Raw genomic sequence first — 14504 nt, forward strand, 5'->3', positions numbered from 1 at the left:
GACCAATGCCCCCCTCATACCCGCTCCAGAGTCGAACGCCCACCCACTTTCGCCTGAGCCCCCTCCTCGCCACGAAATGCCAGCCCTTCCGGCACATGGACGGTGGAAGTCGGGAAGGCGATCTGGGCGCCATGGGATTCGATGATGGTGACGATTTTGAGGAGTACGTCCTGTTTTACCTCATGGTACTTCGTCCATTGGGTCGTCTTGGTGAAGGTGTAAACGAAGAAGTCCAGAGAGGATGGAGCGAAACCATTGAAGTTGACGATGAGCGTCTGCCCGGTGTCGATCTCCGGATGCTCTTCGAGCATACGCCTGACATCCGCCACGATATCCGCCATCTTGCCGGCATCATCATAGCGAATGCCGACGGTCTCGAAGATACGGCGGTTGTGCATGCGCGAAGGGTTTTCCACGGCGATATTGGAAAACGTCGAATTGGGTACATACAGTGGGCGCTTGTCGAAGGTCCGGATCACCGTCAGGCGCCAGCCGATCGTCTCGACGGTGCCCTCGATATTCCGATCCGGAGAACGGACCCAGTCGCCGATCGCAAACGGCCGATCCAGATAGAGCATCAGGCCGCCAAAGAAATTGGCGAGCATATCCTTGGCAGCGAAACCGACGGCAATCCCGCCGACGCCACCGAACGCCAGTACCCCCGAGATGGAAAAGCCCAGGGTCTGCAGTGCCATGAGCACCCCGGTAATGACCACAGAAATACGCAGCAGCTTGCCGACGGCTTCAACCGTAGTCGGGTCGTATTCGTCGCCCTTCCAGCGCAGGATATTCGCCTCCACTCCCTGAATGAAACGAATCAGTGCCCAGGTGATGACCGATATCATTCCTACCGCCCGCAGCGGCGCCACCGCTTCGAAGATCGCCGCACCGGTATGTTGGCCGACGATGTCGGCCGCAAAGCTGATTCCCGCCAGCCAGATAAGGGCCGTCAGTGGCGGCCGAACCGCGAACAACAGAGCATCGTCCCAGAGCGAGGGCGTCCGCTCGACGCGCGGGCGAACACGCTCGATCAGCCGCTTTTGCACAAGGTCCGCTATCAGTGCGATAAACACCACCAGAAATACCTGGCCCGCCAAAAACAGCGTAATGTTGTCCTGTTGCAGCTCGCTCAATAGTTGTTCGACTTCCATCAGTTAGCTCGGATTATTCACCACAAAAAACGCAACACAACTGCCTGGAATGGTGTTTTGCGTTCGCCGTTACGTGCTATCAAGGATTTAGCTCGCCGGCACCAAAAATGTGAAGATAGGTTTACCCTGGTCAGATCCCCAGTTCCAGACTCGGATCGTCCTCCAGCGCATGCAGTGCCTCGGAGGCACGCCGCCAGTGCGGGTCGCGATGGAGTTCACTCAGATTCACCGGGTGCAACCCGTGCATCCGGGCCAGACGGGCGTGGAGAACCGGATTGGCATCCTCCCCGAGCGTCTCGATAATCCGGGACGCAGCCGGGGGATTATTACAGATAATCGCCATATCGCATCCTGCTGCCAGAGCTGCTTTGGCACGTTCCGGATAGTTTCCCGCCACACTGGCGCCTTCCATATCGAGATCGTCACTGAAGACTACCCCCTGGAACCCCAGCCGCTTCCGCAAGACCTCCTGAAGCCAGAAGGGTGAAAATCCCGCCGGTTCCGGCACCACCCGGGAATAAATGACATGGGCAGGCATTACGGCTGCCAGCCCCTGGCGGATAAGGCGCTCGAACGGCAGCACATCCTCGGCAAAGATGTCGGCAAAACGCCGCTCATCGACGGGTATCGCCTCATGAGAATCCTCGATAACGGCGCCATGCCCCGGAAAGTGCTTGGCGGTAGCCGCCATGCCCGCCTCCCGCATTCCCAGGATGTAGGCGCCAGCCAGTTCAGCCACGATTTCCGGGTCGCTGTGAAAGGCGCGATCCCCGATAACACCGCTGATCCCCCGTTCCAGATCGAGCACCGGCGCGAAACTGAAATCGATGCCGACGGCGCGCAACTCACGCGCCATCACCCAGCCTGCCGTCTGCGACAGGCGACGGGCACGGGAGGGATCACGCGCATGAATCTCCCCCAGCCGCCGAGCCTTGGGGAGTCTGGTGAAGCCGGAGCGAAAGCGCTGAACCCGTCCACCTTCGTGATCCACCGCGACCAGCAGTTGTGGCTCCCGCACTGCATGGATCTCGGCGACCAGGTCCCGAAGCTGATCGACGTCGTGATAGTTACGGCTGAACAGGATAACGCCGCCGACTGCGGGATGGCGCAGCATCTCGCGCTCATCGGGCTCGAGTGCCGTGCCCTTCACGTCGACCATAACGGGACCCAGAGACATCGTATTTCCCTTCATAAAGTGAATCGGGCCGATTCTAACCTACATTTCGCACCCGAGGGCGTGTCATCGGGTGCGAAATGGTTCTAAGCCATTGACAAAGAGATTGCCGCAACCCGAACGAGCGTTTTCCACCAAAACTACAGGAGATTTGTACACGAGCAGTCACTTGTTCCAAAAACCCCGTGCTCCCCGTGTACCCCGTGGTTTTCCGCACTACTCGGTGGTCTCAGTGGTCTAACCACTCCCGGATGATGACCGGGGTGCCAACCGCCACGCGCTCAAACAGCTCGACCAGTTCACGGTTGCGCATCTTCACGCAGCCATGAGACGAGGGGATCCCCATAGGGTCGTCATCCGGGCAGCCGTGGATATAGACATAGCGGCGCATGGTATCGACATCGCCGAGACGATTCCGGCCCGGCTCGGTCCCGGAGAGCCACAGGATCCGTGTCAGGATCCAGTCGCGTTCGGGGAATCGGCGGCGCAGTTCCGGGGAGTAGATCTCCCCGGTGGGTCGGCGCGCACGGAATACCGTGTTCTCGGGACATCCGGCCCCCACCTTGGCGCGAACGATATGCCGCCCCCGGGGGGTACATTCGCTGCCGTTGCGTTCGCCCGGGCCGTTTTTCGCCGTGGAAACCTTCACCTCCATCGCGATGCGGCTCTCCTCAAGCAGGCGCAGGCGCTGCTTGCCGATGCTGACCTCGATCTGACTATTGGTCACGGTCGGTCCAATCCTTATAAGGGTGTTTTACCAGGCAGACATTGTAATAACGCTTGTCATGCGAGACCTCTTCGCCGGCCCAGGGTGGCACCTCGAACGTCGCATCTTCGGACGCCAGTTCCACCTCGGCCACGACCAGTCCCTCGTTATCCCCCGCAAAGACATCCACCTCCCAGAGCACGCCGGCGAACGTAAGACGGTATCGGGTCTTCTCAATCAGCGGTTTTTCGCAAAGCTTCTCAAGCAACTCCTCTGCTTCATCCCGCGGTATCGCATACTCGTACTCACTGCGGGTAACCCCCAGCGTAGCGCTTTTGATATTGAGATTGGCCTTCTCACCCTCGATGCGAACACGTACGGAGGCCATTTCCGAGCCCACGAGGTAGCCCTGTCGAAAGCGGGTGCCCGCATCGGCCTGTTTGCGCCAACTGTCATCCCGAACCCGGAATTTACGTTCTATTTCGGTCCCCATGTCCCCTTTTCCCGCTTCAGACTTCGATAGTACGATCCTACGCGTGCGGTCTACGCTACGCACCCCCGGGAACCCGACGAATCGATACCTCACCGAGAGGGGCTTCGCAGCAGCGACTCGGCGCCTCTGCGGTGCAAATGGTTCGATACAACTAGAGAGGTTTACACTTGAACCAAACGATCGCGTAAGCGATTTCGTGGCCTGGTAAAACATACCAACGATCAAGCGACGGAGGAAAAGCATGCGAGCGATGCTCATGGCGGAACCCGGTAGTCCTGACGTGCTGCAACCGGCCGATGTATCGAAACCCGGGCCTCTTGGGGAACACGACATTCTCGTACGGGTGAAGGCCATCGGGGTGAATCCCATCGATACCAAATTGCGGGGGCGCGGCACCTTCTACCCGGAGAAGATGCCGGCCATCCTCGGTTGTGACGGCGCCGGTGTGGTGGAGGCCGCGGGGAGCGAAGTCACCCGCTTTCGGCTCGGGGACGAGGTCTATTTCTGCAACGGCGGCATCGGCGCCGCGCCGGGGACATACGCCGAATATACGGTCATGAACGAGCATGTAGCTGCGGCCAAACCCGCCTCCCTCGACTTCATGCAGGCCGCTGCCACCCCGCTGGTGCTGATCACGGCCTGGGAATCCCTCCATGATCGTGCCCAGATCATCGCCGGCCAGGATATCCTGATTCATGCCGGTGCGGGAGGGGTCGGCCATATGGCCATTCAACTCGCCAAGGCCGCCGGCTGCCGGGTGATCACCACCGTCGGCAGTGCCGAGAAGGCGGAGTTCGCCAGGCAGATGGGAGCCGACGAAACCGTTCTCTACAAGGAGCAGGATTTCGCCCGGGCGGTGCTCGACTGGAGTGACGGAGAGGGCGTCGATGTGGCCCTGGACACCGTGGGCGGGGCGATCTTCGAACAAACCTTCGGTGCCGTCCGCCCCTATGGCAAGGTCGTTACCCTGCTTCAACCGGGGCCGGATACCGACTGGAAACAGGCGAGACTGCATAACCTGCAAATCAGTCTGGAGCTGATGCTCTCGCCCATGTATATGGGATGGAAAGACGCCCTCCGGCACCAGGGCTGGATCCTCGAACAGTGCGCACAGCTGTTCGACCGGGGGGAACTTGCCGTGCACGTATCGCACAAGCTACCTCTGGAGCAGGCTCCGGAGGCCCACCGTCTCATCGAAGCGGGCGGCATGATCGGCAAAGTGGTACTGACGGTGGATTAACCATGGGCAAGGGGCGCACGGGGGAGAAAAAGATCGGACAACCTGTTTTACCCCGTGGTCCCCGTGTCCCCCGTGGTTACCAGTTTTTCTGATCCGGGCCTGGACAGCAGGGGCTACGGCTCTCCTGGTTCGATTCTATAGCCGCTCCGCCAGAGTCTCTTCGGTCAGCGTCATTTCCCGGATGGTCCCTTCGGATCCGGCCTCATCCGGGACCCGCAGGCGGATATAGTTGTCGGTCAATCCGCTCTTTCCACGCTCAACCAGGACATCGAAATGCTGTCCCATCTGGCTCGCAATGAAATCGCGGCGTAGTTGCCTGCCCAGCTCGCGGATCTCCGCGGCTCGTTCCCGGCGAATATCGCCTTTTACCTGCGCCATCTCCGCCGCTGGTGTGCCCTCGCGGACCGAATAGGGGAACACGTGGAGTTTGGCAAAGCCGATCTGCTTTATAAACGCCAGGGTCTCCCGGTGTTCGGTGTCAGATTCCTCCGGAAAGCCGGCGATCACATCGGCGGCAAGCGCCACGTCAGGCCGCACCCTCCGCGCCTGCTCGGCAATGCGCCGTACCTCTTCCGTGCCATGGCCTCGCACCATGCGCTCCAGCACCGAGTCGGAACCACTCTGAAGTGAAAGGTGCAGATAGGCACACAGACGGGGATCGGAAAACAGATCAAAAAACCCCTCGTGGAGATACTGCGGTCCCAGCGAGGAGAGCCGGATACGCGGCATTTCGGTCTCGCTGAGGATCCGTTCGATAAGCAGATGCAGCCGGGCCTGCTCGGCGCGGTTGGAGTCCTCCGCCCCCCAGGCCGCCAGATTGATGCCGGTAAGCACGATCTCGCGAATACCCGCCTCCTCCGCCTCACGAACCTGGCGGATGACCTGTTCGGCAGGGACATTGGCATGAGGCCCGCGGGCAACCCGGGTAATGCAGAAGCTGCAGAGATTATCGCAGCCGGTCTGGATCGCCACCGGCAGCCGGGTCCGGGAACCGAGGGGAAACGGCAGCTCATCCAGTTGCACACCAAACCGCTCATAGAGGACGGTTTCATCGGTAAAAACCATCGTCTCCGGCGAGTGCTGCCGCCACCGGCCGGTGTCCACCCGGGGGCCACACCCCATGACGGCGACCTGCTCCACCATCCGGCCGGCGGCATTGACCTCCTTGCGGGACTTGCGATCCGCCTCGGCGGTCACCGTGCAGGTATTGACGAACACACACTCCGCCTCGGCCTCGCCGACCAACTCGTGACCGGCCGCCTGCAAGGCCGCCGCCACCCGCGCCGAGTCGAGGGCATTCATCTTGCAACCAAGGGTACGGATATAGAATTTCATGACAGTTCAAAGGCAAGCCACGGAGGGCACGGAGCTTACTTGTTCCAGGGCTCCGTCCCTCATCAGGCTATATCCCCAGTGTTCTCTGTGCCCTCTGTGGTCAACGCAAAAAACTAAGCCGCGGAAACTCCCGCCTCTTCGCCGCCGAACCACTCGAGGACCTGGGGCAGGAAACGGCCGAGTTCGAGAGTCATCAAGGCGAACTGGGCATCGAACGCGGCGGCTTCATCGGGGGCATTGGCGTCGTTGAGGGCTTCCAGAACCGTGTCCTCAAAGGCAAGGCGCTTGACCGCCAGCTCCTCATCCAGCACGCAACTGATGCGATCCTCGAATTGCAGGGCAAGCTTGGTGACCTGTTTCCCGGTCTCCAGGTGGGCGCCCACCTCTTCCGAGAGGAGATTGAGGCCCTTGACCCGGACCACCCCGCCCTGCTCGCCCGGCTCCTTGAGCTCGCATTGATCGCCCAACTCCACCCCGGTCGGCACCGGCTCGCCGGACACCCACGAAGTCATCACTACCGATGGCGAGGACTGCACCCGCGGAGGCACTGCCGGCAGCGAGCCCACCGATTTCCGCAGCAGTGAGACCACCTCTTCGGCCTTCTTGGCGCTGGCGGCATCCACCACCAGCCAGTTCTCTTTGGGTACGAGATAGGCAAAGACGTAGCTGGAGCGGGTAAAGGCCCTGGGAAGCAGGCTTTGGACCACCTCCTCTTTCAGGGACTGCCTCTCCTTGCGCCGCACCGGACGACCCTCGGCCTCCTCGATCTCGGCCGCCTTTTCGGCCACCTCTTCCGTCACCACGGAATTGGGCAGAATTCGCTCCTCCTTGCGGACACAGATCAGCACCGCACCGGCGGCCCCGTGAGCGAGATTTTCACTCCGCCGGCCCAGTGGCGGCACCCAACCCAATGTGGAGGTTTCGAGGCTTCCGCAGGAGCGGAAAGCGTCATCCTGCAGTCGCTCGGCAAGGTCCTCCGGCGAAAGGGTAAACGGCGCATTAAGACGATAGAGACGCAGATTCTTAAACCACATGACGGCCTCCGGAAAAAGGAGGCTCATTATCCACGATTCGCATCAGGGGTTCTATGCCCGCCATTGCGAGCCGTGGCCCCCTGCTGAACAGGCCCCCGGTTTGAACCACGGGGAACACGGGGTGCATGGGGGAGAAAAAAACGAACCACCTGTTTTACCCCGTGATCCCCGGGTACCCCGTGGTTACCCCCTTCGGTCCTCGGTGTTCTCAGTGGTTTTTCGCAGTCTATTCGTCTTCGAAGTCGGCCGGTCTGATACCCGGACCGGTGAGGGTAATGGGGCCAAAGGGGCCCGCTTCCAGGTGGTGACGGGTTCCCTCCTCGTCCAGCTCTCCGAACGAGTCGGCGGGGCCGAGTTCCATTTCGAAGGGCGTCCGATCGCCGCTGGAGAGGAAGACCAGGTGGGGTTCGGGCTTTTTCGGGTCCTCTTCCACCCCCACCGGCATGCCGTCCACGCGCAACTCCATTGCCACGCCATCCGGCAATTTACGGGCGCGCAACAGTTGATCCCCCTCCACCGGTTCCCACTCCTCTTGGCCGAGTGTCAGGAAACGGTACCCTTCCGGTGTGAGGAGCAGCCCCAACTGGCTTCCGTTGAGGATGGCCTCATCGCCCGTCAACTGCATCAGGGCGGCCAGCCTGCGTGCCTCGGTCTCGATGCGTTCCGATCGGCCGCCATCACCGATTGAAAGTGCGGCAAAACCGATGATGACCCCGATGATGACCATCACCACCATCAGTTCCAGCAGGGTGAAACCCCGGTTTCCGGAAAGACGGCCTGGAGCCGGACGGGTCATGGTGGTTCTAATCGAGGTTCCAGTTCCCGACGTCGGCATCCACACCTTCACCACCCTCGCGCTCGTCGGCACCCAGGGTGTAGATGTCGATATCACCATTGCGCCCCGGGCTGAGATAGCGGTAATCGTTGCCCCAAGGGTCCTTGGGAAGGCGATCCATGTAGCCGCCATTTTTCCAATTACGCGGTTCCGGAGAGCCGCCGGGTTTGCTGACCAGAGCATCGAGTCCCTGATCGGTACTCGGATAACGGAAGTTGTCCAGCTTATAGAGGTTCAGGGCGCTCTCCAGAGCCCGAATATCCTGTTTGGCCTTGGTGATTCGCGCGGCATCCGGACGATCCATCACCTTGGGCACGACAATGGCAGCGAGGATGCCGAGAATCACCACAACGACCATCACCTCGATGAGCGTGAAACCGCGCTGGATCGCTCGACCCAATCGACGCTGTTCAATCTTCATATTCTTTCCTTTCTCTAACCGAAACATTGATTAACCGCAAAGGGCGCAAAGAACAAAGGCTTGTAACCACAGAGGGCACTGAGTACCTTTATACAGAGGATGTCTCCGGGTGCTCTGTGATCCCGCTCTCGGTGGAGCTCAGTGGTTCGCTCAATAGCTACATTACCAGCTGGTTCAACTCCAGGATCGGGACCAGAATCGCCAGCACGATGATCAGTACCACGCCGCCCATCGCCAGCAGCAGGACCGGCTCGAACACCCCCATCAGGACGGCGACGAGCGTTTCAATCTCCCGCTCCTGATTATCCGCTGCCCGCTCGAGCATCTCCTCGAGACGGCCGCTGCTCTCGCCACTGGCGATCAGGTGCAGGGTCAGGGGCGGAAACAGCCCGCTGCTTTCCAGCGCCCGGCTGATACTACTGCCCTCGCGAACCCGCTCCGAGGCCTTGTCCACTGCCGCGCGCATGGGGATATTCGACAGCACCTGCGCAGAGATACGCATCCCCTCGAGTACCGGAACGCCGCTGGCAGCCAGGATACTGAAGGTGCGCGCAAAACGACCGGTGTTCAAGCCCCGCACCAGCCGGTGGGACAAAGGGGCTCGCAACAGCATTTGATGAACGCGGTAACGGAACCCGGGTCGTTTCAGCAGGCGCCAGAAGGCGAAGCCGATCATGCCTCCCGCCACAAGCAGCAGCACGCCGTTGTCGATCAGAAAGTCGCTGACGGCGATCAGGGCCGTGGTGAGCCAGGGAAGTTCACGTCCGACGTTTTCGAACACCTGCACCACCTGTGGCACGACGTAGGTCAATAAAAGACCTACCACCGCCAGCGCCACGAACGTCAGCAGCGTCGGGTAGAGCAGCGCCAGCGTCATCTTCTGGCGCATCTGCTGACGTTTTTCGGTGTAATCGGCCAACCGTTCCAGCACCACGTCCAGATGCCCCGACTGTTCACCGGCAGCCACCGTCGCGCGATAGAGTTCCGGAAAAACGGAGGGAAAATCGGCCAGCCCATCAGCCAGCGAGCGTCCCTCCAGGACCCGCGAACGAACCCCCATCATGAGGCTCTTCAAGCGCGGCTTTTCGGTCTGCTCTCCGACCGTGGTCAATGCCTCCTCGAGCGGAAGGCCCGAGCGTACCAGGGTAGCGAGTTGGCGGGTAACCACGGCGAGATCCGTGGCGCTGACGCCACCACGCAGAACCGGCCCACGTTTCTTGCCCTCCTGCCGAACCACCTCGTCCAGATTCAGCGGGATCATCCCCTGCTCGCGTAGCGCCTGGCGCACCTGACGGGCCGTATCGCCCTCCAGTACACCCTTGCGCTGGCGGCCGCCCGCATCCAGAGCGGTATATTCGTAGGCACCCATTAGATCAGTGGCGAGTGGCTAGTGGCGAGTGGCGAGGAAGTTCGCCGTACTGGTACGCCCGGCTCGTTCCCGAATCCCCGGCATAAAAAAAGACACCCAATAAACAAGAGGTTTTCTCTCGTATATCCAATATTGAACTCCACACTCTGCACACCCACTCCGCCCCTAAACCTATCCACTAGCCACTCGCCACTCGCCACTCGCCACTAGCCACTATCATGAGTCACCCGCAGCACCTCTTCGAGGGCGGTATCGCCGGCGAGGACCCGACGCATGCCGTCGTCGCGTATGGCTGGCGTATGTCGGCGGGCGCTGGACTCCAGCTCCTGCTCGCTCGCCCCATCGTGAACCATGGAACGCATGCTGTCGTCGAGAATCACCAGTTCATAGATGCCGGTCCGACCCCGATAGCCTGTCTCGTTGCACTCCGAACAGCCGACGGGCGAATAGAGGGTGGGTGACTCGTCCTCGTTGAATCCCAGCAGCCGGGCCTCGGCGGCATCGGCCTGATAGGGGCGTTTGCAGTGGGGACAGAGCGTGCGCACCAGCCGCTGGGAAAGTACCCCGAGCAGACTGGAAGAGAGCAGAAACGGCTCCACGCCCATGTCCCGCAATCGAGTCACGGCGCCCACGGCCGTATTCGTGTGCAAGGTGGAAAGCACCAGATGCCCGGTCAGGGAGGCCTGCACCGCAATCTGGACGGTATCCAGGTCGCGAATTTCACCCACCATCACCACGTCGGGGTCCTGCCGGAGAATGGCTCGCAGACCGCGTGCGAAGGTCATGTCGACCTTGCTGTTGACCTGGGTCTGACCAATCCCCTCGAGGTAATACTCGATGGGGTCCTCGACTGTCATGATATTACGGCTCTTGTCATTGAGCCGAGTGAGTGCCGCATAGAGGGTGGTGGTCTTGCCCGAACCGGTCGGCCCTGTCACCAGCAGAATGCCGTGAGGTTGATGGATGATGTGGTCAATTTCCTTCATCACTTCCGGATCCATACCCAAGTGGGTCAGATCCAGGCGCCCCGCCTGCTTGTCGAGCAGGCGCAAGACCACGCGCTCGCCATGGCCGGACGGCAGTGTCGATACGCGGACATCGACCGGTCGACCGGCGACACGCAGGGAGATGCGGCCATCCTGGGGGAGGCGTTTCTCCGCAATGTCCAGCTTGGCCATGACCTTGATGCGCGAGACCAGCAGGGGCGCCATCTTGCGCTGGGGCCGCAGCACCTCGCGCAGCACGCCATCGACCCGGAAGCGCACCGCCAGATGCTGTTCAAAAGGCTCGATGTGGATGTCCGAAGCACCTTCGCGAATGGCTTCTGTGAGCAGGGCGTTGATGAGGCGGATAATCGGGGCATCATCCTCACTCTCCATCAGGTCTTCCGGTTCCGGAAGGCTCTGTGCCAGATGCTCCAGGTCAAGTTCATCACCGAGTTCACCCATGGCCTGCATGGCGCCATGGGGACCATTCTCATAGGTCCGCTGGAGCAGCGACTCGAACGCTTCTGCCGGTACCTTTTCCCAGCTCAGGGGCCGACCAAGGAAACGCCGCACCTCGGCCATCGCCTGCAGGTCAAGCCCGGGCCGGTAGAGCACTTTCAGCCCGGCTTCGTCCTCATCGGCCACGACCACCCCGAACCGCTTGGCAAAGGCGAACGGAAGCCGCCCGGAACCGTGCTCTTCCGGTTCCGGCTCCTGGAGCTCCTGCATGACCTGTTCAGGTGTTGCCATCGATCTTCAAATTCTCATCGGGGGGCCGCAATTCAGAACGAGGGCCCTCTTTCCAGACTTCAAAGGGCGGCGGGAGTTCCATGAAATCTTCATACTCGGGCAGCAGCGGGGAAGCCTCGTCCGCCATCAGCGAAAGACCTGCCTCGCGAACATCCTGTTGCCTGTCCCGAATAAAGGTGTACTTGGCATTGGCAATGGCCGCGTTCTGCTCTTCGGTCCGTAGGATAACCGGGCGCAGGAAAATCATCAGATTACGTTTGACCTTTGTGGTGGATTCATACTTGAATAGCCATCCGAGCCCGGGAATATCCCCGAGCCCCGGCACCTTGTCCTTGCCGACATCCAACTGTTCATCCACCAGCCCTCCGAGGACCACCACCTGACCGTCATCGACCATGACGGTGGTTTTCAACGAGCGCTTGTCGGTGATCAGATCCGTCGCACCCGTAGCGGTGGAGACGCTGGAGACCTCCTGGGACAACTCCAGCCTCACCGCGTTACCTTCGTTGATCTGCGGCTTCACGCTCAGTGTCAGGCCCACATCCTCGCGTTCGATGGTCTGGAACGGATCGGTTGAATCACCGCCGGTCGAAGTATAGGAGCCGGTCACGAAGGGAACATTCTGACCCACCACGATCTCGGCCTCCTCGTTGTCGAGGGTGACGAGCGTCGGCGTGGAGAGGATGTTGGCGTTGGTATTGGAGGTGATCGCATGCAGCAAAGCGCCCCCGCGCGAGCCGTCCGAGGCCGTATCCCCTACAGCTGCCAGCAACCCCGGGGGGCTGGGAACGCCCCCGGCAGCCGCGGTCCCGGCGACACTGCTCAGGGAGGCATTCCCCGCGCTGGGGAAATTGACGAGTCCCACCGGGCCGTTATCCGGCGAACCGTCGTAGGCCCACTGAATGCCGAGCCGTTTCTGATCATCCGTACGGATCTCGGCGATGACCGCTTCCACGTAAACCTGCGCCCGCCGAATATCCAGGCGGGCAATGACCGATTTCAGTGAACGCATCACATCGGGTGTCGCATTAATCACGACGGCGTTGGTCTGTTCGTGGGCGCGGATGGTGACCTCCTGTTCCCCGGCGTTCTGGGCCTCTCCACCGGCTGGACCCAGAGTGGCACTAATACCTTCCAGAACGGTCGTCACCTCCGCTGCATTGGCATAACGCAGGTAGATCACCTCCGTATTTCCACCGGCATCCATAGGCGTATCCAGGTGGCTGATAATTGCCCGCAACTGCAACCGGTTGGCGGCGCCGGAGATGATGATGCTGTTGGTCCGTTCATCCGCCACGAAGCTCGTCGCGCCACCGGCCTGTTTGTCCGCCCCTTGCTGCAGTGAAGTCAGCACCCGTGCCACTTCACTTGCTGATGCATGCTCCAGACGAACCATCTCCAGTTCGCCATCGCTGGAGCGGTCCACCCGCTTGATGATCTCCACCAGACGCTGGAGGTTGGCCGCTCCGGCCGAGGCGACGAGCACATTGGCCGAGGGCATTGCCGCGAGATGCCCCTGCTGCGGCAGAAGCGGCCGCAAAATAGGCACCAGCTGGGCGGCTGCGACATTCTCCACCTTAATGACCCGGGTCACGTACTGATCGCCCATCCCGGGCTGCCCGGGTGTCACCGTGGGTATGGAATCCTGTTTGGCGTTCGCCTCGGGCACGATCTTGATAACACCGTCAGAGGGCACTGCCGCAAAGCCATGCACGTTGAGAATTGAGAGGAAGACCTCATAAATCTCGTCGGCACTCATAGGCTCGGAGGAAATTACAGTGATTTTCCCCTTCACCCGGGGGTCGACGATGAAATTCCTTCCGGTCATCTTCGACACCGTTTCGATGACCGAACCGATGTCCGCTTCCTTGAGATTAAGCGTGAGCTGTTCACCCCGCACAGGCAGGGCGACGATCAACATCAAAACCGCGATCAGGCCCCAGAAACCCTGGAAAGCCCTGTGGCGCCCCGACGCCGCGGCAACATTATTCGATAATCGCATTCTGTTTTCTTCTTTTCGGTTATCCATTCAGCCGATTCGTCACTCGACGCTCAGCACGATATGCTGCTGTCTGCCTCCCCGTTCCACTACCAGATTTAACTGGCTGGCGGAAGTCAGTTGCTTGAAGACCTCCTGAGTCCGGGCGGGATCATCAAGCCCCATCCCGTTGATCCCGGTGACGACATCGCCGGACCGCAATCCTGCCTTGCGAAACAGTTCCCGATCCTTTCCGGGGCTTACCCGATAGCCCTTCAGCCGTCCGTTTTCGCTGACCGGCCGCATTTTCACCAAATCGAATGCGGAAGTCGGGTTTGCCAGGATCTTTTCGCGATAACTACGCAACTCCGGCAATTGCCGGACCCCGGAAGCGGCCCCGCCAGTCCCGGACACTTCGTCCAGCGAGATTCCGGACTCGGATGCCTTCGGCAATTTCAAGGTCTCAAACCGCCCTCCCCGAGCAAGAATGACCCGATCGGCATGGACTTCTTTCAACTGTGCCCCGCCTGGCAACTGATCACCATTCAGGTAGAACCTTTCGTTCCCCTGTGAATCGGCAATAATTGCCGCCCCGTCCTCCGGCCGGTCGGCGGTAAACAGCCCCCTCAGGATCAGATTCAGACGGGTTTCCGGCGCATCGATGGGAACCGCCGCCACCGGTTGGTGCTGACTGGAAGGCTGGCCGAAAAGATGCAGGTCGGCAACATCCTCCAGACCGGATGCTGTGGAGGATGCCTCTGCGGACGCACCACTCCTGATCACCGAACTTTCCGGCAACACCGGATCGGGGATCAGGCGCCATGTGCCCTGCGCAAGGGCATAGGCCAACAGGATCACCAGTACGCCGGTAACCCAGGGAATTAACCGCTCCTGGGACGGTACTGTAACGGCAAACGACGCCACTGCTTGACACCCCGCTTGAAATACATTGACTGGACACACCCTGGTTGGATACCTCACGGACCGATTATATCCGTAGCGGGATTCCCCGCTTGCTGCAGTCGGGATGCC

Annotated in this window: 13 protein-coding genes; 1 reads left to right on the forward strand and 12 read right to left on the reverse strand. The window is 60.7% G+C overall.

Annotated features, from left to right (window positions below):
* Nucleotides 1-14: 14 nt before the first annotated feature.
* From BLP65_RS09350 to BLP65_RS09365, 4 genes are all read right to left on the reverse strand, one after another.
* Nucleotides 15-1151, reverse strand: a complete 1137-nt coding sequence (locus tag BLP65_RS09350) for a mechanosensitive ion channel family protein (RefSeq protein WP_092995881.1) — start codon at nt 1149-1151, stop codon at nt 15-17.
* Nucleotides 1152-1281: 130 nt separating this feature from the next.
* Complete coding sequence (gene nagZ / locus BLP65_RS09355) at nt 1282-2328, reverse strand: beta-N-acetylhexosaminidase (protein ID WP_092995884.1); 1047 nt, start codon at nt 2326-2328, stop codon at nt 1282-1284.
* 226 nt (nt 2329-2554) lie between these two features.
* Complete coding sequence (locus BLP65_RS09360) at nt 2555-3052, reverse strand: L,D-transpeptidase (RefSeq protein WP_092995887.1); 498 nt, start codon at nt 3050-3052, stop codon at nt 2555-2557.
* Nucleotides 3042-3524: a CYTH domain-containing protein gene (locus tag BLP65_RS09365; protein ID WP_092995890.1), complete on the reverse strand. Its 483-nt coding sequence runs from the start codon at nt 3522-3524 to the stop codon at nt 3042-3044. The genes BLP65_RS09360 and BLP65_RS09365 overlap by 11 nt, the downstream gene beginning before the upstream one ends.
* Before the next feature lie 241 nt (nt 3525-3765).
* Between BLP65_RS09365 and BLP65_RS09370 the strand changes: the two genes are divergently transcribed.
* On the forward strand, nt 3766-4764 hold the full coding sequence (locus tag BLP65_RS09370) for a zinc-dependent alcohol dehydrogenase family protein (RefSeq protein WP_092995893.1): 999 nt from the start codon (nt 3766-3768) through the stop codon (nt 4762-4764).
* A 135-nt stretch (nt 4765-4899) separates the two neighbouring features.
* On the opposite strand, the gene BLP65_RS09375 is transcribed toward BLP65_RS09370, so the two are convergent.
* The 8 genes from BLP65_RS09375 to gspC form a co-directional block, all read right to left on the reverse strand.
* Nucleotides 4900-6099 carry a MiaB/RimO family radical SAM methylthiotransferase gene (locus tag BLP65_RS09375; protein ID WP_092995896.1) on the reverse strand — a complete coding sequence of 400 codons (1200 nt, stop codon included), beginning with the start codon at nt 6097-6099 and terminating at the stop codon, nt 4900-4902.
* A gap of 113 nt (nt 6100-6212) precedes the next feature.
* On the reverse strand, nt 6213-7133 hold the full coding sequence (gene rdgC, locus BLP65_RS09380) for a recombination-associated protein RdgC (protein WP_092995899.1): 921 nt from the start codon (nt 7131-7133) through the stop codon (nt 6213-6215).
* Between the two features lie 226 nt (nt 7134-7359).
* The gene (gspH, locus tag BLP65_RS09385) at nt 7360-7929 is read right to left on the reverse strand and encodes a type II secretion system minor pseudopilin GspH (RefSeq protein ID WP_175452507.1); all 570 of its coding nucleotides are present in this window, start codon (nt 7927-7929) and stop codon (nt 7360-7362) included.
* Between the two features lie 7 nt (nt 7930-7936).
* Nucleotides 7937-8389 (reverse strand): type II secretion system major pseudopilin GspG, encoded by a 453-nt coding sequence (gene gspG, locus BLP65_RS09390; RefSeq protein ID WP_217631957.1) that lies wholly within the window; start codon nt 8387-8389, stop codon nt 7937-7939.
* A gap of 157 nt (nt 8390-8546) precedes the next feature.
* The gene (gspF, locus tag BLP65_RS09395; protein ID WP_092995907.1) at nt 8547-9758 is read right to left on the reverse strand and encodes a type II secretion system inner membrane protein GspF; all 1212 of its coding nucleotides are present in this window, start codon (nt 9756-9758) and stop codon (nt 8547-8549) included.
* A gap of 206 nt (nt 9759-9964) precedes the next feature.
* Nucleotides 9965-11494, reverse strand: coding sequence for a type II secretion system ATPase GspE (gene gspE / locus BLP65_RS09400; RefSeq protein WP_092995910.1), 1530 nt, complete (start codon nt 11492-11494; stop codon nt 9965-9967).
* Nucleotides 11481-13496 (reverse strand): type II secretion system secretin GspD, encoded by a 2016-nt coding sequence (gene gspD, locus BLP65_RS09405; protein WP_217631958.1) that lies wholly within the window; start codon nt 13494-13496, stop codon nt 11481-11483. Before gspD ends, gspE begins: the two co-directional genes overlap by 14 nt.
* A gap of 39 nt (nt 13497-13535) precedes the next feature.
* Entirely contained in the window at nt 13536-14396 is an 861-nt protein-coding gene (gene gspC, locus BLP65_RS09410) for a type II secretion system protein GspC (protein WP_175452508.1), read from the reverse strand.
* Nucleotides 14397-14504 lie beyond the last annotated feature (108 nt).

This window comes from Thiohalomonas denitrificans, assembly GCF_900102855.1.
Classification (GTDB): domain Bacteria; phylum Pseudomonadota; class Gammaproteobacteria; order Thiohalomonadales; family Thiohalomonadaceae; genus Thiohalomonas; species Thiohalomonas denitrificans.